At 71.3% G+C, this 21,850-nt stretch carries 17 protein-coding genes; 12 read left to right on the top strand and 5 right to left on the bottom strand.

The window, feature by feature from the left end; all coding sequences use genetic code 11:
- Window positions 1–51 precede the first annotated feature (51 nt).
- Together acs and ACZ4IF_RS31380 are read right to left on the bottom strand one after the other, a co-directional pair.
- Window positions 52–2,052, bottom strand: coding sequence for an acetate--CoA ligase (acs, locus tag ACZ4IF_RS31385; protein ID WP_467568841.1), 2,001 nt, complete (start codon window positions 2,050–2,052; stop codon window positions 52–54).
- 323 nt (window positions 2,053–2,375) lie between these two features.
- Window positions 2,376–4,745, bottom strand: coding sequence for a SulP family inorganic anion transporter (locus ACZ4IF_RS31380; RefSeq protein WP_467568839.1), 2,370 nt, complete (start codon window positions 4,743–4,745; stop codon window positions 2,376–2,378).
- A gap of 338 nt (window positions 4,746–5,083) precedes the next feature.
- Between ACZ4IF_RS31380 and ACZ4IF_RS31375 the strand changes: the two genes are divergently transcribed.
- Window positions 5,084–6,355 (top strand): polysaccharide deacetylase family protein, encoded by a 1,272-nt coding sequence (locus tag ACZ4IF_RS31375; RefSeq protein ID WP_467568837.1) that lies wholly within the window; start codon window positions 5,084–5,086, stop codon window positions 6,353–6,355.
- 21 nt (window positions 6,356–6,376) lie between these two features.
- Here the strand turns inward: ACZ4IF_RS31375 and ACZ4IF_RS31370 are convergent, their stop codons facing one another.
- Window positions 6,377–7,357, bottom strand: a complete 981-nt coding sequence (locus tag ACZ4IF_RS31370) for an ATP-binding protein (protein ID WP_467568834.1) — start codon at window positions 7,355–7,357, stop codon at window positions 6,377–6,379.
- Between the two features lie 101 nt (window positions 7,358–7,458).
- Here ACZ4IF_RS31370 and ACZ4IF_RS31365 point away from each other — a divergent pair, with 101 nt between their 5' ends.
- The gene (locus ACZ4IF_RS31365) at window positions 7,459–8,283 is read left to right on the top strand and encodes a Fic family protein (protein WP_467568832.1); all 825 of its coding nucleotides are present in this window, start codon (window positions 7,459–7,461) and stop codon (window positions 8,281–8,283) included.
- Between the two features lie 369 nt (window positions 8,284–8,652).
- Here ACZ4IF_RS31365 and ACZ4IF_RS31360 read toward each other — a convergent pair whose 3' ends face one another.
- A complete protein-coding gene (locus tag ACZ4IF_RS31360) occupies window positions 8,653–9,486 on the bottom strand; it encodes an HAD family hydrolase (RefSeq protein WP_095935668.1) in 834 nt (277 codons plus the stop codon).
- A gap of 573 nt (window positions 9,487–10,059) precedes the next feature.
- Here ACZ4IF_RS31360 and ssd point away from each other — a divergent pair.
- The 7 genes from ssd (at window position 10,060) to ACZ4IF_RS31325 (ending at window position 15,386) form a co-directional block, all read left to right on the top strand.
- Window positions 10,060–11,154, top strand: a complete 1,095-nt coding sequence (gene ssd / locus ACZ4IF_RS31355; RefSeq protein WP_467568827.1) for a septum site-determining protein Ssd — start codon at window positions 10,060–10,062, stop codon at window positions 11,152–11,154.
- The gene (locus ACZ4IF_RS31350) at window positions 11,151–12,347 is read left to right on the top strand and encodes a TadA family conjugal transfer-associated ATPase (RefSeq protein WP_467568825.1); all 1,197 of its coding nucleotides are present in this window, start codon (window positions 11,151–11,153) and stop codon (window positions 12,345–12,347) included. The genes ssd and ACZ4IF_RS31350 overlap by 4 nt, the downstream gene beginning before the upstream one ends.
- 23 nt (window positions 12,348–12,370) lie before the next feature.
- The gene (locus tag ACZ4IF_RS31345; protein ID WP_467568981.1) at window positions 12,371–13,213 is read left to right on the top strand and encodes a type II secretion system F family protein; all 843 of its coding nucleotides are present in this window, start codon (window positions 12,371–12,373) and stop codon (window positions 13,211–13,213) included.
- The gene (locus ACZ4IF_RS31340; RefSeq protein ID WP_467568822.1) at window positions 13,210–13,992 is read left to right on the top strand and encodes a type II secretion system F family protein; all 783 of its coding nucleotides are present in this window, start codon (window positions 13,210–13,212) and stop codon (window positions 13,990–13,992) included. Before ACZ4IF_RS31345 ends, ACZ4IF_RS31340 begins: the two co-directional genes overlap by 4 nt.
- 98 nt (window positions 13,993–14,090) lie before the next feature.
- Window positions 14,091–14,312: a DUF4244 domain-containing protein gene (locus tag ACZ4IF_RS31335; RefSeq protein ID WP_467568819.1), complete on the top strand. Its 222-nt coding sequence runs from the start codon at window positions 14,091–14,093 to the stop codon at window positions 14,310–14,312.
- A 205-nt stretch (window positions 14,313–14,517) separates the two neighbouring features.
- The gene (locus ACZ4IF_RS31330) at window positions 14,518–14,859 is read left to right on the top strand and encodes a TadE family type IV pilus minor pilin (protein ID WP_467568816.1); all 342 of its coding nucleotides are present in this window, start codon (window positions 14,518–14,520) and stop codon (window positions 14,857–14,859) included.
- On the top strand, window positions 14,856–15,386 hold the full coding sequence (locus ACZ4IF_RS31325) for an Rv3654c family TadE-like protein (RefSeq protein WP_467568813.1): 531 nt from the start codon (window positions 14,856–14,858) through the stop codon (window positions 15,384–15,386). The genes ACZ4IF_RS31330 and ACZ4IF_RS31325 overlap by 4 nt, the downstream gene beginning before the upstream one ends.
- A gap of 114 nt (window positions 15,387–15,500) precedes the next feature.
- On the opposite strand, the gene ACZ4IF_RS31320 is transcribed toward ACZ4IF_RS31325, so the two are convergent.
- Window positions 15,501–17,954, bottom strand: a complete 2,454-nt coding sequence (locus ACZ4IF_RS31320; RefSeq protein ID WP_467568809.1) for a DEAD/DEAH box helicase — start codon at window positions 17,952–17,954, stop codon at window positions 15,501–15,503.
- 80 nt (window positions 17,955–18,034) lie between these two features.
- Here ACZ4IF_RS31320 and bldG point away from each other — a divergent pair, with 80 nt between their 5' ends.
- The 3 genes from bldG to ACZ4IF_RS31305 all read left to right on the top strand — a co-directional run bounded on the left by bldG (window position 18,035) and on the right by ACZ4IF_RS31305 (window position 21,637).
- Window positions 18,035–18,388 (top strand): anti-sigma factor antagonist BldG, encoded by a 354-nt coding sequence (gene bldG, locus ACZ4IF_RS31315; protein ID WP_028799135.1) that lies wholly within the window; start codon window positions 18,035–18,037, stop codon window positions 18,386–18,388.
- Between the two features lie 101 nt (window positions 18,389–18,489).
- Window positions 18,490–18,927: an ATP-binding protein gene (locus ACZ4IF_RS31310; protein ID WP_467568807.1), complete on the top strand. Its 438-nt coding sequence runs from the start codon at window positions 18,490–18,492 to the stop codon at window positions 18,925–18,927.
- Window positions 18,928–19,231: 304 nt separating this feature from the next.
- The gene (locus tag ACZ4IF_RS31305) at window positions 19,232–21,637 is read left to right on the top strand and encodes a sodium-translocating pyrophosphatase (protein WP_467568804.1); all 2,406 of its coding nucleotides are present in this window, start codon (window positions 19,232–19,234) and stop codon (window positions 21,635–21,637) included.
- Window positions 21,638–21,850 lie beyond the last annotated feature (213 nt).

Below are 21,850 nucleotides of genomic sequence, written 5' to 3'. Positions count from 1 at the left end.
CAGGGCTCGTCGTGAGTCCTTGTCGTCCGACCGCTTCGCGAGTCCTCGCCGTCAGTCCTCGCTCGGCGCCGCCGGGAGCTTGGCCTGGATGAGGTCCATCACCGTGGAGTCCGTGAGGGTGGTGACGTCACCGAGCTCGCGGTTCTCGGCCACGTCGCGCAACAGCCGGCGCATGATCTTGCCGGACCGCGTCTTCGGCAGCTCCGCCACCGGGAGGATCCGCTTGGGCTTGGCGATCGGCCCGAGCGTGGTGCCCACGTGGTTGCGCAGGTCGGCGACGAGGCCCTCGTCGTCCGCGGAGGCCGAGCCCCGCAGGATCACGAAGGCCACGATCGCCTGCCCGGTCGTCTCGTCCGCGGCGCCGACGACCGCCGCCTCGGCGACCGACGGGTGCGAGACGAGAGCCGATTCGACCTCGGTCGTCGAGATGTTGTGCCCGGACACGAGCATGACGTCGTCGACCCGGCCGAGCAGCCAGATGTCCCCGTCCTCGTCCTTCTTGGCGCCGTCCCCGGCGAAGTACTTGCCCTCGAAGCGGGACCAGTACGTGTCGATGAACCGCTGGTCGTCGCCCCAGATGGTGCGCAGCATCGACGGCCACGGCTCGGTCAGGACGAGGTAACCGCCGCCGCCGTTCGGTACGTCGGTGGCCTCGTCGTCGACGACCGTCGCCGCGATGCCCGGCAGCGGGCGCTGCGCGGAGCCCGGCTTGGTCTCGGTGACCCCGGGCAGCGGCGAGATCATCATGGCGCCGGTCTCCGTCTGCCACCAGGTGTCCACGATCGGGGTGCGGTCGCCGCCGATGTGCTTGCGGTACCAGATCCAGGCCTCGGGGTTGATCGGCTCGCCGACCGACCCCAGCACCCGCAGCGACGACAGGTCGAACTTCGCGGGGATGTCGTCGCCCCACTTCATGAACGTGCGGATGGCGGTGGGCGCCGTGTACAGGATCGTCACGCCGTACTTCTGGATGATCTCCCAGAAGCGCCCCTGGTGCGGGGTGTCGGGCGTGCCTTCGTACATGATCTGCGTCGCGCCGTTCGAGAGCGGGCCGTACGTGATGTACGAGTGTCCGGTGACCCAGCCGATGTCGGCCGTGCACCAGTACACGTCGGTCTCGGGCTTGAGGTCGAAGACGGCGTGGTGGGTGTACGACGCCTGGGTGAGGTAGCCGCCGGAGGTGTGCAGGATGCCCTTCGGCTTCCCCGTCGTCCCGGACGTGTAGAGGATGAACAGCGGGTGCTCGGCGTCGAACGCCTCCGGGGTGTGCTCGGCCGACTGCCGCTCGACGATCTCGTGCCACCACACGTCGCGGCCCTCGGTCCAGGCGACCTCCTGGCCCGTACGCCGGACGACCAGGACCTTGTCGACCCCGTCGACACGGTCCACGGCCTCGTCGACGGCGGGCTTGAGCGCGGACGGCTTGCCGCGCCGGTAGCCGCCGTCGGAGGTGATGACCAGCTTGGCGTCGGCGTCCTTGATGCGCGTGGCGATGGCGTCCGCGGAGAATCCGCCGAAGACGACGGAGTGCGCGGCACCGATGCGGGCGCAGGCCAGCATCGCAACGACGGCCTCGGGGATCATCGGCAGGTAGACGGCGACCCGGTCGCCCTTGCCGACTCCCAGCTCGGTCAGGGCGTTCGCGGCCTTGGAGACCTCGTCCTTGAGCTCGGCGTAGGTGATGGCGCGGCCGTCGCCCGGCTCGCCCTCGAAGTGGATGGCCACGCGGTCGCCGTGCCCGGCCTCGACGTGCCGGTCCACGCAGTTGTACGCGACGTTGAGCTTGCCGTCCTTGAACCACTTGGCGAACGGCGGGTTCGACCAGTCCAGCGTCTCGGTCGGCTCGGTGGCCCAGGTCAGCCGGCGGGCCTGCTCGGCCCAGAAGCCGAGCCTGTCAGCCTTGGCCTGCTCATACGCCTCCGCGGTGACGTTGGCGTTCGCGGCCAGGTCGGCGGGCGGCGCGAACCTGCGCTCTTCCTTCAGCAGGTTGGCCAGGCTTTCGTTGCTCACGACATCTCCCTTTCCCAGGGTGTCCGTTGTGTCCCAGGCCACAGCTCATCAGACCGGGGGCCTCGATGACAAGGGCCGATCCCAAATTGGTTTAGACCTGTTCATTGGTGCTGGTCCAGGCAGCGGGCTCACGCTGTGCGTCCTGGCCCTCGGGCACGTCCCGCACATCCCTCGTGCGGGCCGAGGAGGGCCGCACTCTGGGGCACGTACGGTCCGGCCGTCGGGTTCACCGGCTCAGCTTCCCCGCTTCGGCCCCCGGAACGCACGAAGTGCCTCCCGACGCGCGGGAGGCACCCCTGTGGTGCGCGGCCCCTTCGGACGGGGTCGCGCACCATCAGCCGGTCACGCCGGGTGGCGTGGTGCGGTCATGCCGGGTGGCGCAGATCCGCCGTCGCCCGGACGTGTTCGAACAGCTCGGTCCCGTCGCGATCGTCCAGCAGGTACGCCTGCGCCTCCCCGACGTGGAAGTACATCCCGTGCAGTTCGAGCGCCCCCTCTCGCAGTGCTCGTGCCACGGATTCGTGGGTCCGCAGGTGCTCCAGCTGCTGCACCACGTTGGTCAGGCAGAGCTGTTCCACCGCGTCGGCGGGCTCGCGTCCGACGAACCGTGCTCCCGGGCGGTCCTCGGAGGCCACCCGCTCCAGACTCGGGCGCCCGTGCCGCAACCAGCGCCTGAGCGGGGTCAGCGTCCCGCTGGGCTCCGAAGCCAGCAGGGCCTGCATCGCCCCGCACCCGGAGTGCCCGCACACCGTGATGGACCGCACCTTCAGCACGTCCACCGCGTACTCGATCGCGGCGGCGACCGAGTCGTCGCCGCTCTCGTCCCCGGGCAGCGGCACGAGATTGCCCACGTTCCGTACGACGAAGAGGTCGCCCGGGCCGCTGGAGGTGATCATCGACGTGACGAGCCGGGAGTCGGCGCAGGTGAGGAACAGCTGGGACGGCCGTTGTCCCTCCCGGGCCAGCCGGGCCAGCTCGTCCCGCACCAGGGGCGCGGTGTTCCGTTGGAACGCGCTGATGCCGCGCGCCAGTTGATGACCGCTCGGTCCGGGGGCGCAGCCCTCCTCGTCCGGGGCGGCGGACGGTTCGCAGGGGGGCGTGGCCTGCAGGGCGGCGGACGTCTCGCAGTGGTGGTTGCGCCAGGGGGTCCAGGGCCGGCAGCGGCAGTGCGCGGAGCCCGCGGGCTCGGCGATCCGAGTCCCCGCCCGGCCCGTGAATTCGACCGTGCCGCCCCGCGCGACGTGCGAGTTCTGCCAGTCCTGCAGTGACTCGTATGCCGCGTGGTCCATGAAGGAACCGTCCAACTCGACCACGGTGCACGCTCCTTGGGGGATGAGGTGGAGGGCCCGGCTGAGCCGCGGCACCGCGAGGAACGTCAGCTGCCCTCGGACGCGTACGTGATGGACATCTCCCCTCTCCTCGTGCGTGATGCGGGTGCGGGCAAGGCGGTGCAGGGCGACGCCGACGGCCACGGAGACCCCCAGCGCCACGCCTTCGAGGACTCCCAGGAGGACGACGCCGAGGGTGGTGACGGCGTAGACCAGGACCTCGCGGTGGCGGGTCACCGTGCGAATGTGGTTCAGGGACACCATCTGGATGCCGACGGCCATCACCAGGGCGGCGAGCGACGCGAGGGGGATCAGCTCGAGGACCGGGACCATCAGCAGCGCGGCGATCACTACGAAAACGCCGTGCAGCATCGTGGAGTTCCGGCTCACGGCGCCGGCGTTCACGTTCGCGGAACTTCGTACGGCCACGCCGGCGACCGGCAGTCCGCCGAGCGCGCCGGAGGCGATGTTGGCGGCGCCCTGACCGAGCAGTTCGCGGTTCAGGTCGGAGCGGCCTACCCGGGTCTGCTGTGCGGGCCGGCCGGCGATGAGCTTGTCCACGGCGACGGCGCCGAGCAGCGACTGCACGCTGCACACCAGCGTGGTGGTGAGCACGGCGGCGGCGACCCCGAGCACCGGCCCTTCGGGCAGACCGGCCAGTGCGTGGCTGCTCCATGACGGCAGGTCGACCTTGGGCAGGATGAGTCCCGCGAGCGTGGCCGCGGCGGTGGCTCCGGCGACGGCGACGAGTGCCGCGGGGACGGCGCGCAGGAGCTTTCCGGCCGGGCCGGGAATGCGCGGCCAGGCGAAGAGGAGTGCGAGGGTCAGCGCGCTCATCGTCACCGCGGCGGGGTGTACGTGCGCCAGCTGGTCGGGCAGCGCGCGGATGTTGTCGAGGACGGAGCTCTGCGGGGTGCCGCCCAGCACGATGTGCAGCTGGGCGACGGCGATGGTCACGCCGATGCCGGCGAGCATGCCGTGCACGATCGCCGGGCTGACGGCGAGCGCCGTGCGGGCTACGCGCAGGCAGCCCAGGCCCAGTTGGGCGACTCCGGCGAGGACGGTGATGGCGCAGGTCGTCCGCCATCCGTAGCGGTGGATGAGCTCGGCGGTGACGACGGTGAGTCCGGCGGCGGGCCCGCTCACCTGGAGCGGTGAGCCGCCGAGCCGTCCGGCGACGATTCCTCCCACGGCCGCGGCGACGAGGCCGGCCTGGAGCGGGGCGCCGGTGGCGAGGGCGATGCCGAGGGACAGGGGCAGGGCGATCAGGAAGACGGCGATCGAGGCCGACAGGTCGGGTCCGGCGACATGGAATCGGCGGGGCGGGGTCGGTGGGGGGCTGTGGGGCGGGTGGGTGTGGGCGGGCCGAGTCGAGTCGGCGGCGCGGGTGGGGACGCAGGCGGACATGGTTCCCGTCTCCTCCGGGGCAGCGCGGTCGCGGAACGAGTGGTCCCCCGCCCGAGGTGGCGGGGTGGATCGCGGCCGTGGGTCACGGCGTGCAGCGGCGGGATTTTCAACGCTCGGTAAATGGATCGTAATGCAGAGTAAAGGATTCTTGCCAGGAATCGGATCAAATGGGGCATTAATTCACTCACGCGAGTGAACCGGGCATTTCATCGGCTTGTCATATTTATTCCCTTCTTGGTCCCGTGCGACCTTGGCGGCGCTGTCGGCAGATCACTGCACATCACCACAGAACGCCCTGATCGGCGTTGCCCCGACCGAAGGAAGAAGGAGGGCGGAAGATGGCCGCCACTCAGAGGATCGCCGCGGGCGTGGCAGTCGCCGCGGCCTGCGCATCGGCGCTCGCAGGTTGCGGGACGGGCGCCACCGGTTCGAAGGAAGGCGCGCACGGCACCAAGGAGGGCGCGGGAGCCCCGGCGCCCAAGAGCGCGATCCGTCTGATCGGCGACGGGTCCACCGCGTTCACCGGTGCGCAGCCGCATCTGCCGACGCCGAAGAAGCTGAAGCCGGGTGAGAAGCCTCCGCAGTTCGTGGTGTTCTCGTGGGACGGCGCCGGCGAGGACAGCCAGAAGCTCTTCTCGCACTTCCGCAAGATCTCCAAGGCCAACAACGCGACGATGACGTACTTCCTGAGCGGCCTGTACCTGCTGCCGGAGGACAAGCGCGATCTGTACCGGCCGCCGCAGCACTCGCCCGGCAGCTCGGAGATCGGCTTCAACGACGAGCAGGGCATCAAGGACACCGTGACGCAGCTGCGCGGGGCGTGGCTGGAGGGCAACGAGATCGGCACGCACTTCAACGGCCACTTCTGCGGGACCGACGGCGGGGTCGGCGAGTGGTCGGTTGCGGACTGGAAGAGCGAGATCTCCCAGGCGAAGTCGTTCGTGAAGTCCTGGAAGACCAACACCGGCATGACGAAGGCGTCACCGCTGCCGTTCGACTACGACAAGGAGCTCATCGGCGCCCGGACGCCGTGCCTGGAAGGCAAGGAGAACTTCCGCAAGGCGGCCGGCCGGCTGGGCTTCCGCTACGACACCAGTGGCATCAACAACCAGGTCTGGCCCAAGAAGAAGGACGGCCTGTGGGACCTGTCGATGCAGCTGGTGCCCTTCCCCGGCCACAACTACGAGCAGCTGACCATGGACTACAACTTCATGGTCAGCCAGTCGGGAACCGAGACCCAGGGCGACCCCGACAAGCAGGAGTACTGGGGTGACCAGATGCGCGACGGGCTGCTCAAGGGCTTCCAGCGCGCCTATGACGGCAACCGTGCGCCGCTGGTCATCGGCAACCACTTCGAGTCCTGGAACGGCGGCACCTACATGCGGGCCATCGACCAGGTCGTCGAGAGCGTCTGCACCAAGTCCGAGGTGCGCTGCGTCTCCTTCCGGCAGCTCGCCGACTGGCTCGACGCCCAGGACCCCGCCACGCTCGACAAGCTCCGCGGACTCAAGGTCGGTGAGGCTCCGAAGCAGGGCTGGGCGTCCTTCCTCTCGGGCCGCCCCGCCCCGGCCCCGAAGGGAGTCCCGGGGGCGCCGGCCGTCAAGCCGTGACGGCGGCCCGGTGGCCGCGGCTCACGCGGTGGCCACCAGGCCCTCGCCCAGCACGAACCCGGGGTCGACCTGCGCCGCCAGGTCGGCCCCGGTCTTCGCGTTGCCCCAACTCCCGGCGTTCTTCAGGTGGAAGTGCACCATCTGGTGCGTGTAGCGCTCCCAGTCGCGCAGCTCGTACGTGGCGTCCGCGGCGGTCTGCAACGTGCGCAGCGCACGGCGGTTGGGCTCCTCCAGGAGCTCGAACCGGGGCGGGCGGCCCTTCTCCATGGCACGCACCCAGTCCGAGTGCCCGACCGTGACCAGGAGGTCGTCGCCGACCTCGGCGCGCAGGAAGTCGATGTCGTCCTGGCCCTGCACCTTGTTGCCCACGACCTTCAGGACCACGCCGAAGTCGCGTGCGTATTCCTTGTACTGGCGGTAGACGGAGACTCCCTTCCTGGTCGGCTCGGCGACCAGGAAGGTGATGTCGAAGCGGGTGAACAAGCCGGACGCGAAGGAGTCCGAGCCCGCTGTCATGTCGACGACGGCGTACTCGCTGCGGCCGTCGACGAGATGATTCAGGCAGAGCTCCACTGCACCGGTCTTGGAGTGATAGCAGGCCACTCCCAGGTCGGCCTCGGTGAACGGGCCGGTGACCATCAAACGGACGGTGCCGCCGTCCAGTTCCACCGGACGCGCGCAGGCGTCGTAGACCGGATTGTTCTCGTTCAGCCGCAGCAGGCGCGAACCCTCGCCGGGCGGAGTCGTCTTGATCATCGTCTCCACGGACGCGATGCGCTGGTTGGAGCCGCGGAGATAGTCCTTGATCATCGGCAGTCGCTCGCCCATGGCGGGCAGCGCCGCGGCTGTCGCCTCTTCGAGGCCCAGCGCGGCCCCCAGGTGCTGGTTGATGTCGGCGTCGACGGCGACGACCGGCGCCCCGGTGGCCGCGAGGTATCGGATGAACAAGGAGGACAGGGTCGTCTTGCCGCTGCCGCCCTTCCCGACGAAAGCAATTTTCATGTTCACCAAGCGTAGTCGTTCGATCGCCCTGAGTGTCAGGGGCACGTGAAGAAGACCACTCCTTCGTGGGGCGGGGGTCCGGGGTGCGTAGTGTCGTACTCATGAGTACGACAGGTGCGCACGCCGATCCGCTCGCGGCCCTGGGGTCCCTTCCCGGAGTGGCCGAATCCGTGGAGTCCGTCCGCAAGGCGGTGGACCGGGTCTACGGGCACCGGATCATGCGGCGCCGCAGCAACGAGATCACGTCCGAGGCGGCGCTGCGCGGCGCGCGCGGCTCCGCGGCGCTGTCGGGCGCGGACTGGGCTCTCGAAGAGGTGCGCCGCCGCACCGACTTCAGCGCGGGCGACGAGGACCGTACGGTCGGTGCGGCCCTGCGCCTGACCGCGGAGGCGGGCCAACTCCTTTCCATCTGGCGGCAGTCGCCGCTGCGGGTGCTGGCCCGGCTGCACCTGGTGGCGGCTGCGGGCAAGGACGACGAGATCGGCCGCCCGCGGCAGGACGGTGAGCCGGTCGACGAGCCGCTGATCGGGCTGCCGCTGCCGGACGCGGACGAGGTGGCCGGCCGGCTCGAAGGGCTGTCCGGACTGATCGTCGCGGGCGGTTCGGCCCCCGCGCTGGTGACCGCGGCGGTCGTCCACGGTGAACTGCTCGCGCTGCGCCCCTTCACCTCCCACAACGGCCTGGTGGCACGCACGGCCGAGCGGATCGTCCTGGTGGGCAGCGGCCTCGACCCGAAGTCGATCTGCCCGGCGGAGGTGGGCCACGCCGAACTCGGCCGCGCGGCCTATCTGGCGGCCCTGGACGGATACGTCTCCGGAACCCCTGACGGCATGGCGGCCTGGATCGCGCACTGCGGCAAGGCCGTCGTACTGGGGGCCAGGGAGTCGACGGCGGTCTGCGAGGCGCTCCAGCGCGGGGCGGCGTGAGGCGGAAGACTGTCTGAACAGGGTTGCGGCGGTACGAGATCTCGTACCGCCGCTGGCATGCTCACCGGGTTACCAAGCGTCCTCGATATGTTGCCCATCAGGCCGGGAACTGTTGCCCGTCACCTGGTGCGGCTGGCCCGTAATCGACGGGTCGACGTCGCGTGGGTGCCTGGTGTTCATGCTCGGTCCGTGGGGCCTTGATTGCGTTTAAAGGTGATCCTCTCGGATGTCCTTGGTCTCGCGGGCCGTTAACCCCTTTGTACTCCAGGTCCCGAGGAAGTGAAACCCCTGGCTCTACTTCTTTACTTTTAGGTTCAAACGGGTGTGAAACGGTCGTCAATGTGCCGTGCGCGCACCTGTTTGACGGGACTACAGGGTCGTCGCGCGCCGTCGGCTCGCGTACCAGACGAGCCCCGCGGTGGCGGCCGCCGCGCCTATGGCGGCGGCCGCGACGAGTGCGGGCCGTGGCGGTACGGACAACGAGGGCAGCCGCTGCTTGAGCAGGACGGGGCGGTGGAAGTCGAGGATCGGCCACGAGCGGGCGATCGCCTCGCGGCGCAGTGCGCGGTCCGGGTTCACCGCGTGCGGGTGGCCGACGGACTCCAGCATCGGCAGGTCGGTCGCCGAGTCGCTGTACGCGTAGCAGCGGTCCAGGTCGTATCCCTCGGAGGCGGCCAGCTCCTTTATCGCCTCCGCCTTCGTCGGTCCGTACGCGTAGTACTCCACCTCGCCGGTGAAGCAGCCGTCGTCCCCGACGACCATGCGGGTGGCCACGACCCGGTCCGCGCCGAGCAGCTCGCCGATCGGCTCGACGACCTCGGCTCCGGACGTGGACACGATCACCACGTCGCGTCCGGCGGTGTGGTGCTCCTCGATGAGGGACGCGGCCTCGTCGTAGATGATCGGGTCGATCAGGTCGTGCAGCGTCTCGGCGACGATCTCCTTGACCTGCTGGACGTTCCAGCCGCGGCACATCGCGGACAGGTACTTGCGCATCCGCTCCATCTGGTCGTGGTCGGCGCCGCCGGCGAGGAACACGAACTGGGCATATGCGGTACGCAACGCGGCCCTGCGGTTGATCAGCCCGCCTTGGTAGAAGGACTTGCTGAACGTGAGCGTGCTCGACTTCGCAATGACCGTCTTGTCCAGGTCAAAGAAGGCTGCTGTGCGAGGCAAGGAGTGGTTTTCCACGAGCCTGAGCATATGCGCCCACCATTCGGCGTAAGGTGAGGCGCGTGGGTTTGCCTGAGAGGGCTCTCGGGTACACCATGGAAGTCACGGATCGTTCGCGACCGTGCTAACCCGGTCCGACTCCTCCCCCCCCGAGTCGGCCGTGGGGACGACCCCCGCTCTCCCCCCCGGCGGGGGTCGTCGCATGTCCGGACGCATTTTCCCCCTCATTCGCACCGCCTCCCAGCCTCCTCGGTGCCGCTGTGGCCGGGTTCTTCTCATGCGCATGATTCGTCACTGTGCGTAGCTGTGGGGCTGCTCTGTGGAAGTCGTACAGGGGTCACCGGTATGGGTGAACGCGATATTCACAACCGCTGAGTTGTCCACAGTTTTCGACCAAGATCCACATGATTTCCGGGCTCGCCCCACTGTGATTCCAACGCGCTCCGCTCGCGGCGAGTTCATGGCCGGTTCCGATTGTGGTGCGCGTATGGCCGGTTCGTATCGGCGGTTCATATGGAGGCCGGTTGCCGGTTCTTCACACGAGCGGGATTCGCGGGGTCGTAGCGGACCCCGCGGCGCAAGCAGCGAAGGGGGCTGGAGATCGTGGTGGGAGCCATCACACATGACCGGCCGCCCGCCGCCGAGGGGCGGCAGGGCGGACCGTTGATCGTCACGGAGGACGCCGAACTGCTGGACGACCTGCTGCGGCTGTGCGCGGCGGCAGGCGCCAGACCGGAGGTCCATCACGGAGTTCCGGAGCGACGGGGCACCTGGGAGGCGGCGCCTCTCGTGCTCGTCGGCGACGACGCCGCGCGGCGTGTGCGCGGGGCCGCGCGGCGGCGGGGAGTGGTGCTGGTCGGTCGGGATCAGGACGACTCCGGGGTCTGGCGGCGGGCCGTGGAGATCGGTGCCGACCACGTCCTGATGCTGCCGGATGGCGAACAATGGCTGATCGATCGCATCGCCGACGTGGCCGAAGGGGTGGGCCCGCCGGCCCTCACCGTCGGCGTGCTCGGTGGCCGCGGCGGCGCCGGTGCGTCCACGCTGGCGTGCGCGCTCGCCGTCACCTCGGCGCGGGAGGGCAGGCGCACTCTGCTCGTCGACGCGGATCCGCTGGGCGGCGGACTCGACGTACTCCTCGGCGGAGAGGCGGCCGAAGGCCTGCGCTGGCCGGCGTTCGCCGCGTCCCACGGCCGGGTCGGCGGCGGCGCGCTGGAGGAGTCCCTGCCCGAAGTGCACGCGCTGCGCGTCCTGAGCTGGGACCGCGGTGACTCCGTCGCCATTCCGCCTCAAGCCGTCCGAGCGGTCCTGGCCGCCGCCCGACGGCGCGGCGGCACCGTCGTCGTCGACCTGCCGCGACGTGTCGACGAGGGCGTCGCCGAGGCCCTCGCCCAGATCGATCTGGGACTCATGGTGGTCCCCGCCGACCTGCGCGGGATCGCGGCGGCCGCGCGGGTGGCGGCGGCGGTCGGCATGATCCTGCGCGATCTGCGGGTCGCGGTGCGCGGGCCCTACGCGCCGGGCCTCGACGACCGGGAGGTCGCGCGGTTGCTCGGCCTGCCCCTGGTGGGAGAAGTGCCCGTCGAATCCCTGGCGTTGGACGGCGGAGCGCCGCCCGGTGGAGCGGCGCGGGGGCCGCTCGCCCGGTTCTGCACCGCCCTGTGGCAGCGGCTTCCGGCAGAGGGAGGGGGCGTATGAGCTGGGACCCCACGGCGGGCACCGACTGCGGCGCCGGACTGCTGGACGGCGTTCGCCGATGGCTCGCCGAGAGCGGCTCCGAGCCCACACCTGCGCGCGTGGCCCAGGCGCTGCGGGAACAGGGCCGCGTGCTCGGGGACGCCGAAGTCCTCGGCGCGGCGGAGCGACTGCGATCCGAACTGGTCGGCAGCGGCCCGCTGGAACCGCTGCTCGCCGACCCCTCGGTGACCGACGTACTGGTGTCGGCGCCGGACCGGGTGTGGGTGGATCGAGGCGGTGGCCTGGAACTGACCGGCGTCTCCTTCACGGACGCGGCGGCCGTCCGGCGCCTCGCGCAGCGCCTCGCGGCCGTCGCCGGACGCCGGCTCGACGACGCACGCCCCTGGGTGGACGCGCGACTGCCGGACGGGACCCGCCTGCACGCGGTGCTGCCGCCCGTCGCCGTGGGATCCACCTGTCTGTCCCTGCGGGTCGTCCGGCCGCGCGCGTTCACACTCGACGAGCTGGTCGCCGCGGGCACCGTGCCGCCCGGCGGGGACCGGGTGCTGAGCGCGCTGCTCGACGCCCGCCTGTCCTTCCTCGTCAGCGGGGGCACGGGCTCGGGAAAGACGACCTTGTTGAGCGCGCTGCTGGGTCTGGTCGGTGCCGGTGAACGGATCGTGCTCGCCGAGGACTCGGCGGAACTGCGCCCCGATCACCCTCATGTGGTGCGCCTGGAGGGGCGCCCCGCCAACCAGGAGGGCGCCGGCCTCGTCGAGCTCCAGGACCTCGTCCGTCAGGCACTGCGGATGAGACCGGACCGGCTGGTCGTGGGTGAGGTCCGCGGGCCCGAGGTCGTCTCCCTGCTGGCCGCGCTCAACACCGGTCACGAAGGCGGCTGCGGCACCGTGCACGCGAACGCGGCGGCGCAGGTCCCGGCCCGGCTGGAGGCGCTGGGCACGGCCGCCGGACTCGACCGGGCCGCCCTGCACAGCCAGTTGGCGGCGGCGCTGTCCGTGGTCGTGCACCTGGTACGGGACCGTGCCGGGCGACGGCGCATCGCCGAGGTGCATGTGCTGGAGCGCGACGTGTCCGGGCTGGTGGTGACGGTGCCGGCGCTGAGGTGGGGCGAGGACGCCTTCGCGTACGAGCGGGGATGGGAGCGGCTGAAGGGGCTGCTCCGCGACGGGACGCAGGGGAGCGGGTCGTGGTGACGGGGATCGGTGCGACGACGGTGATGGTGGCCATGGCGTGTGCCGGGGCGGCGGTCTGGCTGACGGGCGTCGGGGATGCGGTGGCGCGCAGGGCGTCGCTGCTGTGCCCGGGCGGGGGAGTGGTGGCACACAGCCCACCGCCCTGGGCGAAGGCGGTCACCGGATGGCGTCGGCTTCGACCGCGACTGCGGGCCGAAGTGTGGGCGCCGGTCGCCGGATCGGTGATCGCTCTGCTGGGCGCGTCCGTCGTGCCGCTGCTCCTCGGAGCGGTCGCCGTCCCCCTGCTTCGACGGGTGCGCCGGTCCGCCGAGGCGCTGCACGAGCGGGACCGGCGCGTCGATGCGGTCATCGCGCTGTGCGGTGCTCTCGCCGGTGAGGTGCGGGCGGGATGCCAGCCGGGGGAGGCGCTGCTGCGGGCCGCACGCGACTCGGGCGGGCTCGGCGAGGCACAGCCGGCCGTGCTGGCCGCCGCGCGGTTCGGCGGCGACGTCCCCGCCGCGCTCACCGAGGCGGCGCGGCAGCCCGGTGCGGAGGGCCTGATGGGGCTGGCCGCGTGCTGGCGGGTGGCCGTGGACCGGGGTGCGGGGCTCGCGGCGGGGCTCGACCGGCTGGAGGGAGCGCTGCGTGCGGAACGCGATGAAAGAGCCGATCTCCGTGCCCAGTTGGCCGGACCGCGTTCCACGGCCGCGATGCTCGCCGCCCTGCCCGTCCTGGGCCTGCTGCTCGGCACCGCGCTGGGCGCCGACCCGCTGCACGTGCTGCTGCACACGGGCCCTGGACTCGGCTGTCTGCTCGTCGGCGGGGCGTTGGAGGGGGTCGGACTGTGGTGGGCACTGGGGATCGTGCGAGGGGCGGAGAACGCATGATCGCGGATGTTGTCCACAGGCTGGGGGCAATGGTGTGCGGGGCGTTGGCGCTCGGTTGGTCGGCCCATGCGCTCCACGCGGCACGCCACGAGAGGAGGGTGCGCCGGAGGCTCACCGCGCTGGCGAACTCGCGGGCGGTGCACGTCCGACGGCGCTTCGCGATGCCGCGTGGCGGACGGCGATGGCTGCCCGTGGTGGGCGCCGGGTGCGCCGGCTGGGTGCTGATCGGAGGACTCGCCGGGGCGGTGATCGGGCTGGCCGCCGGATGCGCGGCCCGGCAGTGGCTGCGACGCCGCCGGGCCGAGCCCGTGGAGGAGTACGACAGGGCGCACGCCGCCCGGCAACTGCCCTTGGCGGCAGACCTGGTGGCGGCATGTATCGCGGCCGGCGCCGGCCCCGTGGTGGCGGCTCGCGCCGTGGGCGAGGCCCTGGGCGGGCCGGTCGGGGAGCGTCTCGAACGGGGCGCGGCAGAAGTGCGGCTCGGGGGCGAACCGGCCCAGGCATGGGCCAAGTTGGCGTCCATGCCGGGTGCTCCGGGCTTGGCGCGACTGCTGGAGCGGGCGGGCGACTCGGGTGTCCCGGCGGCGGCGCCGGTGGGCCGGCTGGCCGCGGACGCCCGCGCCGAGCGGGGACGTGCGGCGACGGCCCGTGCACGAAGGGCGGCCGTCATGGTCACCGCGCCCGTCGGGCTGTGCTTTCTGCCCGCGTTCCTCGCCATCGGTGTGTTGCCCGTGGTGATCGGGCTGGCCGGAGGGCTGCTGCACGGAGGAGGCGGGTGAGGGGCGACGCGGTCGCCCGGCGGTTTCGGTGGAAGGCGTGCGCGGCGGACGCGGCGCACGGAAGGCGAACAACGAGACGGGACGACACGGGGGTTGTGATGCGCAGGACAGGACGAGGTCTCGTACGAGGACCGGCACGGATGCGGGTGTGGATGCTCCGGCTGGTGCGCCGGGACACGGGAATGGTCACTTCCGAGTACGCGGTGGGGATCATCGCCGCCGTGGCCTTCGCGGCCGTGCTCTACAAGGTGGTGACCAGCGGGCAGGTCAGTGAGGAGCTGCAGGGCATCGTGGGGCGGGCGCTCGATGTCCGGATGTGAGGTGGCCGCACGTGGAGTTGCGGGGGACGACGGTTCGGCTCCGCGCCGGGTGGGTGCCGAGGACGGAGATCCGGGCCCGCCCCACGCGGGCGCCGAGCGGCTGGACCTGGTCGCGGCACGAGTGGGCGCCGGGCGTCGAGGTCCGGCTCCGCCCCGGGCGGGCGTCAAGTGCGGAGCCCCTGGACAGAGGAGGGACCGGGGTTTTGTGACCGCCGAGGCCGCGGTGGTGCTGCCCTCACTGGTGCTCGTCGGGATGGCGCTGGTCTGGGCCCTGTTGGCAGCGTCCGCGCAGATCCAGTGCGTGGACGCGGCGAGGGCGGGCGCCCGCGCCGCGGCCCGCCAGGACCCTTCGGACGCGGTCCTGGCGACGGCCCGACAAGCGGCGCCACGCGGCGCGGAAGTCGTGGTGCACCGCGAGGACGACATGGTCCGGGTGACGGTGACCGCGCGCACGCCGGGCCCGGGCGCGCTCTCCGTGGACCTGAGCGACGAAGCCGTGGCACTGGCCGAGGAGACGGTGACGACGCCGGGGGTGACGGACGGATGAAGAGACGAGGTCGCGGCCTCGCCGCGAGGGCGCCGCGGCTGCACCGGGATCTGCACCTTCGGAGTCCGTCGGGCTTCTCGGGCCGGCCGGCGTGGGACGCCTCGGGCCGGCCGGAGCGGGGTGCCTCCGACGCCGGGTCGGCGACGGTCTGGACGGTCGGGGCGATCACCGCGCTGTGCGTCGTCTTCGGAGCGGTCCTGGCCATGGGGCAGGCCGTCGTGGTCCGCCACCGTGCGGCCGGGGCCGCCGACCTGGCGGCGCTCGCCGCGGCGGACCACTGGACGGACGGCGGTTCGGGGGCCTGCGCGCTGGCGGAGCGGGTGGCGAGGGCGCAGGGTGCCCGGCTCGTCCGTTGCGGGGTCGAGGGTGAGGTCTCGGACGTGACGGCGGCGTCGGGCCGGGGACCGTTCGCCGCGGAGGTCAGAGCCAGGGCGGGCCCGGCCGCCTCGCCCGACCTCGGGCAGCCGCCCGGGCCGTCCGCCGGTCCGCCATCCGGACCGGCCCCGGCGGCCACCGCTCAGCCGTAGGTGGCCCCAGCGGCTTGCGGTGCCCGAGCGGCTTGCAGTGCCCGAGCGGCTTGCGGTGCCCGAGCGGCTTGCGGTGCCCGAGCGGCTTGCGGTGCCCGTCGTCCGAGCGCCGGTTCAGCTCTCCGGTGCCGCCCGCAGCAGCTCCGTGAGGAGGCGTACGGCACCTCTCTTGTGCAAGGGGTCGTTCCCGTTGCCGCACTTGGGGGACTGGATGCAGGAGGGGCAGCCGGCATCGCACTCGCAGGAAGCGATGGCCTGCCGGGTGGCGTCGAGCCAGGCGCGGGCCGTGTGGAAGGCGCGCTCCGCGAATCCGGCGCCGCCGGGGTGGCCGTCGTACACGAAGACCGTGGGCAGGAGCGTGTCCGGGTGGAGGGGGACGGAGACGCCGCCGATGTCCCAGCGGTCGCAGGTCGCGAAGAGCGGCAGCATGCCGATCGACGCGTGCTCGGCGGCGTGCAGGGCGCCGCCGAGGATCTCCGGGTTGATGCGGGCCGCGTCCAGCTGGTCCTCGGTGACCGTCCACCAGACCGCACGCGTGCGGAGCGTGCGGGGAGGGAGGTCGAGTTTCGACTCGCCCAGCACTTCACCGGTGATGACTCGCCGTCTGAGGAAGGAGACGACCTGGTTGGTCACTTCGACGGAGCCGTAGCACAACCGGCCCTCGCCCCAGGGGATTTCGACGTCGGTCTCCAGGACGGAGATGGAGGTGGTGTCGCGGGCGACCGTCGAGTACGGCGGGTTGGCCTCCTCGACCAGGGCCACGGAGTCGTCCAGGTCCAGGGTGCGCACCAGGTACGTACGGCCCTGGTGCAGGTGGACCGCGCCCTCGTGGACCGTCGTGTGCGCGGCGCCGGCGTCGACCGTGCCCAGCAGCCGTCCGGTGCCGGCCTCGACGATCTGGACCGGGCTGCCGCCCTCGCCGCGGATGTCGGTCAGGTCCGCGGCCCGCTCCCGGCGGGTCCAGTGCCAGGCCTTCGTGCGCCGGCGGAGCAGTTTCGCGGCCTCCAGCTGCGGCAGCAGGTCCGCCGCGGCGGGCCCGAACAGTTCGAGGTCGTCCTCCGTGAGGGGGATCTCTGCGGCGGCGGCGCACAGGTGCGGGGCGAGGACGTACGGGTTGTCCGGGTCGAGGACGGTGGATTCCACCGGCTGGTCGAACAGGGCCTCGGGATGGTGGACGAGGAACGTGTCCAGCGGGTCGTCGCGGGCCACCAGCACGGCCAGCGCGCCCTGGCCGGAGCGTCCCGCCCGGCCCGCCTGCTGCCACAGCGACGCGCGGGTGCCGGGGTAGCCGGCGATGACGACGGCGTCGAGACCGGAGACGTCGACGCCGAGTTCCAGGGCGGTGGTGGCGGCGAGCCCGAGGAGCTCGCCGGAGTGCAGGGCGCGTTCGAGGGCGCGGCGTTCCTCGGGGAGGTAGCCGCCGCGGTAGGCCGCGACACGCCGGGCGAGGGAGCGGTCGACCTCGGCGAGGCGCTCCTGGGCGATCACCGAGATCAGCTCGGCGCCGCGCCGGGACCGTACGAAGGCGACCGAGCGCACGCCCTGCACGGTCAGGTCCGTCAGCAGGTCGGCGGTCTCGGCCGTGGCCGTCCGGCGGACCGGTGCGCCCTTCTCGCCGTGCAGCTCGGTGAGCGGGGGCTCCCACAGGGCGAAGACCAGTTCACCGCGGGGGGAGGCGTCGTCCGCGACCTCGACGACGGGCAGGCCCGTCAGCCGGCCCGCGGCGACCGACGGCTCGGCGGCGGTGGCGGAGGCCAGCAGGAAGACGGGAGAGGCGCCGTAGCGGGCACACAGGCGGCGCAGACGGCGCAGCACCTGGGCGACGTGGGAGCCGAAGACTCCGCGGTAGGTGTGGCACTCGTCGATGACGACGTAGCGCAGGGCGCGCAGGAAGGAGGACCAGCGGGGATGGGAGGGCAATATCCCGCGGTGGAGCATGTCGGGGTTGGTCAGGACGTAGTTCGCGTACTGGCGCACCCACTCGCGTTCCTCGACGGGAGTGTCCCCGTCGTACACGGCTGGGCGTACGGCAGTGCCCAAACTTTGTGAAAGTTCCTTCACGGATCGGCACTGGTCGGCGGCGAGGGCTTTCGTCGGCGCCAGGTACAGCGCGGTGGCGCCACGGCCGTTCGGGGCCTCGGAGCCGTCCAGCAGGGCCGTCAGGACGGGCGCGAGGTAGGCCAGGGACTTGCCCGAGGCCGTGCCGGTGGCGACGATCACCGACTCGCCGTCCAGGGCGTGCTCGGCGGCCTGTGCCTGATGGGCCCAGGGGTGTTCGATCCCCGCGGCCTGCACCGCGGCGATGACCTCCGAACGGATCCGGTCGGGCCAGACGGCATGGCGACCCTCGCGCGGGGGCAAGTGCTCCGTATGAGTGATGCGCGAAGCCCGGCTCGGCCCCGAGGCGAGCCGGTCCAGGACCGTGCCTGGCGAGGGGCGGGAAGCGGTGTCCGTCGAGGGTCGATCGGATCGGTGATTCTTGGCCATCGGCACCGAGTGTGTCACTGGCGTGACGGACAATGGGCCTAAGGCGTCGTGCACGCCTGCCGGTAAGTGATTGAATGCCATCGCGGCTGGCGAACCGTCCCGGGGGCTCTGCCGAGGTGTCCCATGGGGCGACCGCTCGATAGCAAGGTGCTGGAGGATCCGTGGACCTGTCCCTGTCGACTCGCAATGTGTCCGGCCCTAACGGCGACCGCACGGTCGTCGAGGTCGGCGGCGAAATCGATGTATATACCGCGCCCAAGCTGCGCGAGCAGCTGGTCGAGCTGGTGAACGACGGCAGTTTCCACCTCGTCGTCGACATGGAGGGCGTGGACTTCCTCGACTCCACCGGCCTCGGCGTCCTGGTGGGCGGCCTGAAGCGTGTCCGGGCCCACGAGGGCTCGCTGCGCCTGGTCTGCAACCAGGAGCGCATTCTGAAGATCTTCCGTATTACCGGTCTCACCAAGGTGTTCCCCATTCACACCTCGGTGGAGGAGGCGGTCAACGCCACCGACTGACCACCGGTCTCCCCGGGTCGCGCGCCCGGGTTCGCAGAAGCGGGGGTCCGGGCCCGCGGCCCGGCCCCCTGATGGCACGCCCGTAGTTCCGAGGGGGATGCATGGCCACCGTTGAACTCCGCTTCAGCGCGCTGCCCGAGCACGTCAGGACCGCCCGACTGGTGGCGGCAGCGGTGGCGCGCAGGGCCGGGGTGGACGAGGCCGTACTCGACGAGGTCAGGCTCGCCGTCGGCGAGGCCTGTTCCCGTGCCGTCGGACTGCACCAGAGCAACGGTGTCTCGGCGCCGGTGCGGGTGATGCTGATCGAGGAGGAGAAGCAGTTCTCCATCGAGGTCGGTGACGAGGCTCCGCGGGCGCTGCCGGGCGGCGCGACGTCCGGCGCCGCCCCCGGCGACGCCGACGCGGAGGCCGAGGAGGACGAAATGGGCCTCGCGGTCATCAGTGGCCTCGTCGACGATCTGGAGGTTTCCGCCGGGGAGAACGGCGGACTGATCAGGATGAGCTGGCCGACCACGCCGCCCGCCGCGCTCGCCTCCTGACCGCGCGCAGACCTCCTCGACCGCACGCGCAACACCCTGAAGGGCCCTGCTGAGCAGGGCCCTTTTGCATGCGCCGTCCCGCGCCCGCCTTTTCGTGAATGGATTCACGATCCCGTGCGCGATTATTTGATCAAGAGTCAACGCCTTTAGGGCATTACCTCTTTCGGGTTCCATGGATGCCCGTCGATCATTTGCTGAAGAGCATGTGAAGGCCAATTCCGTTTACCGCGCACTGTTTTGATCAGGTTCCGGTACCTACAATCCGTCCACATCTTGAGCTCAGCCCAAGCGTCAAGGAGGACGAATGGCGGGGCTTTCTACCCCTCATCAGTTTGACCACCCCACAACCTTCGCAGCCGCAGTACTGACAGACGACAACCGGCTCATCGTCATGGTGATCGGCGCCGTCGCACTGGCAGCGCTCGTGGTCGCCGGAGTCCTGGTGCGCCAGGTGCTCGCGGCGGGCGAGGGCACCGACAGCATGAAGGAGATCGCGGCGGCGGTGCAGGAAGGCGCGAATGCCTACCTGGGCCGGCAGATGCGCACGCTCGGCGCATTCGCCGTCGTGGTGTTCTTCCTGCTCATGCTGCTACCCGCGGACGACTGGAATCAGCGCGCCGGCCGATCGATCTTCTTCTTGATCGGCGCGGCGTTCTCGGCGACCACCGGCTATATCGGTATGTGGCTCGCCGTACGGAGCAATGTCCGCGTGGCCGCCGCGGCAAGGGAAGCGACCCCGGCGGAGGGTGAGCCCGAAAAGGATCTCACCGCCGTCTCGCACAAAGCCATGAAGATCGCTTTCCGCACGGGCGGCGTCGTCGGCATGTTCACGGTGGGGCTCGGTCTGCTGGGCGCCTCCTGCGTGGTGCTGGTGTACGCGGCCGACGCGCCGAAGGTCCTGGAGGGCTTCGGTCTCGGCGCCGCGCTGATCGCCATGTTCATGCGTGTCGGCGGCGGCATCTTCACCAAGGCCGCCGACGTCGGCGCCGACCTGGTCGGCAAGGTCGAGCAGGGCATTCCGGAGGACGACCCGCGCAATGCCGCGACCATCGCCGACAACGTGGGCGACAACGTCGGAGACTGTGCGGGCATGGCGGCGGACCTCTTCGAGTCGTACGCCGTCACGCTCGTCGCCGCGCTGATCCTCGGCAAGGTGGCGTTCGGCGACTCCGGGCTCGCGTTCCCGCTGATCGTGCCCGCCATCGGTGTGATCACGGCGATGATCGGCATCTTCGCGGTCGCGCCCCGGCGGTCCGACCGCAGCGGCATGTCCGCGATCAACCGCGGCTTCTTCATCTCCGCGGTGATCTCGCTGGCGCTGGTGGCCGTGGCCGTCTACGCCTACCTTCCGGCGAAGTACGCCGACCTGGACGGCGTCACCGACGCGGCGATCAAGGCCAAGGACGGAGACCCGCGGATCCTCGCGGTCGTCGCCGTGGCGATCGGCATCGTGCTGGCCGCGCTGATCCAGCAGCTGACCGGCTACTTCACGGAGACCAATCGCCGCCCGGTCCGGGACATCGGCAAGACGTCGCTGACCGGCCCGGCCACCGTCGTCCTCGCCGGTATCTCGGTGGGCCTCGAATCGGCCGTCTACACCGCCCTGCTGATCGGCCTCGGCGTCTACGGGGCCTTCCTGCTCGGCGGTACGTCGATCATGCTGGCCCTCTTCGCGGTGGCCCTGGCGGGTACCGGCCTGCTCACCACGGTCGGTGTCATCGTCGCGATGGACACCTTCGGTCCCGTGTCCGACAACGCGCAGGGCATCGCCGAGATGTCCGGCGACGTCGAGGGCGCGGGCGCACAGGTCCTCACCGACCTGGACGCCGTCGGCAACACCACCAAGGCCATCACCAAGGGCATCGCCATCGCCACCGCCGTCCTGGCCGCCTCGGCCCTCTTCGGCTCGTACCGGGACGCGATCGTCTCGGCCGCGAACGACGTGGGTGAGAAGGTCTCCGGCGCGGGCGCTCCGATGAACCTGATGATGGACATCTCACAGCCCAACAACCTGGTGGGCCTGATCGCGGGTGCCGCGGTCGTCTTCCTCTTCTCCGGACTGGCGATCAACGCGGTCTCGCGGTCGGCGGGATCCGTGGTGTACGAGGTGCGGCGGCAGTTCCGCGAGCACCCCGGGATCATGGACTACACCGAGAAGCCCGAGTACGGGCGCGTCGTCGACATCTGCACCAAGGACGCGCTGCGCGAACTGGCCACGCCCGGCCTGCTCGCCGTGCTCACCCCGATCGCGATCGGGTTCACGCTCGGGGTCGGCGCGCTCGGCTCGTTCCTCGCGGGCGCCATCGGCACCGGCACGCTGATGGCGGTCTTCCTCGCCAACTCCGGCGGAGCGTGGGACAACGCGAAGAAGCTCGTCGAGGACGGTCACCACGGCGGCAAGGGCAGCGAGGCCCACGCCGCGACAGTGATCGGCGACACGGTCGGCGACCCCTTCAAGGACACCGCCGGCCCCGCGATCAACCCGCTGCTGAAGGTGATGAACCTGGTGTCGCTGCTGATCGCGCCGGCGGTCATCAAGTTCTCGTACGGCGACGACAAGAACGTCGGGGTACGGGTGCTCATCGCCGTCCTCGCCCTCCTCGTGATCGTGGGCGCGGTGTACATCTCCAAGCGGCGCGGAATCGCCGTGGGTGACGAAGACAACGCGGAACGGTCGAGCAAGTCGCCCGATCCCGCGGTGGTTTCGTAGCTCCTCGCGTCCCACCCGCACAGGCATGAGCTCTCGTGCCTGGTCAGGTGCGGGCCACAGGGCGGGGGGGGGGGGGGGGGGGGGGGGGCCCCCCCCCCCCCCCCCGGGGGGGGGGGCGCGGGGGGGGGGGCCCGCCCCCCCCCCCCCCCCCCCCCCCCGCGGCCGGTGGTCACACCGCCAGTGGTTCCAGGTCCCGGTAGATGCGGCGGCCCT

The organism is Streptomyces sp. NPDC025784, assembly GCF_055558435.1.
The sequence above is the reverse complement of the archived record's forward strand: the minus strand, read 5'-3'. Positions and strand labels throughout refer to the sequence as shown.

Coding starts and splice junctions, on each gene's coding strand:
- ACZ4IF_RS31365 (WP_467568832.1), top strand. CDS start 7,459: ATGAGTACGACAGGTGCGCACGCCGATCCGCTCGCGGCCCTGGGGTCC.
- ACZ4IF_RS31325 (WP_467568813.1), top strand. CDS start 14,856: ATGAAGAGACGAGGTCGCGGCCTCGCCGCGAGGGCGCCGCGGCTGCAC.
- ACZ4IF_RS31345 (WP_467568981.1), top strand. CDS start 12,371: ATGGTGGCCATGGCGTGTGCCGGGGCGGCGGTCTGGCTGACGGGCGTC.
- ACZ4IF_RS31335 (WP_467568819.1), top strand. CDS start 14,091: ATGCGCAGGACAGGACGAGGTCTCGTACGAGGACCGGCACGGATGCGG.
- ACZ4IF_RS31320 (WP_467568809.1), bottom strand. CDS start 17,954: ATGGCATTCAATCACTTACCGGCAGGCGTGCACGACGCCTTAGGCCCA.
- ACZ4IF_RS31370 (WP_467568834.1), bottom strand. CDS start 7,357: ATGAAAATTGCTTTCGTCGGGAAGGGCGGCAGCGGCAAGACGACCCTG.
- ACZ4IF_RS31350 (WP_467568825.1), top strand. CDS start 11,151: ATGAGCTGGGACCCCACGGCGGGCACCGACTGCGGCGCCGGACTGCTG.
- ACZ4IF_RS31360 (WP_095935668.1), bottom strand. CDS start 9,486: ATGCTCAGGCTCGTGGAAAACCACTCCTTGCCTCGCACAGCAGCCTTC.
- ACZ4IF_RS31340 (WP_467568822.1), top strand. CDS start 13,210: ATGATCGCGGATGTTGTCCACAGGCTGGGGGCAATGGTGTGCGGGGCG.
- ACZ4IF_RS31380 (WP_467568839.1), bottom strand. CDS start 4,745: ATGTCCGCCTGCGTCCCCACCCGCGCCGCCGACTCGACTCGGCCCGCC.
- ACZ4IF_RS31375 (WP_467568837.1), top strand. CDS start 5,084: ATGGCCGCCACTCAGAGGATCGCCGCGGGCGTGGCAGTCGCCGCGGCC.
- ACZ4IF_RS31305 (WP_467568804.1), top strand. CDS start 19,232: ATGGCGGGGCTTTCTACCCCTCATCAGTTTGACCACCCCACAACCTTC.
- ACZ4IF_RS31310 (WP_467568807.1), top strand. CDS start 18,490: ATGGCCACCGTTGAACTCCGCTTCAGCGCGCTGCCCGAGCACGTCAGG.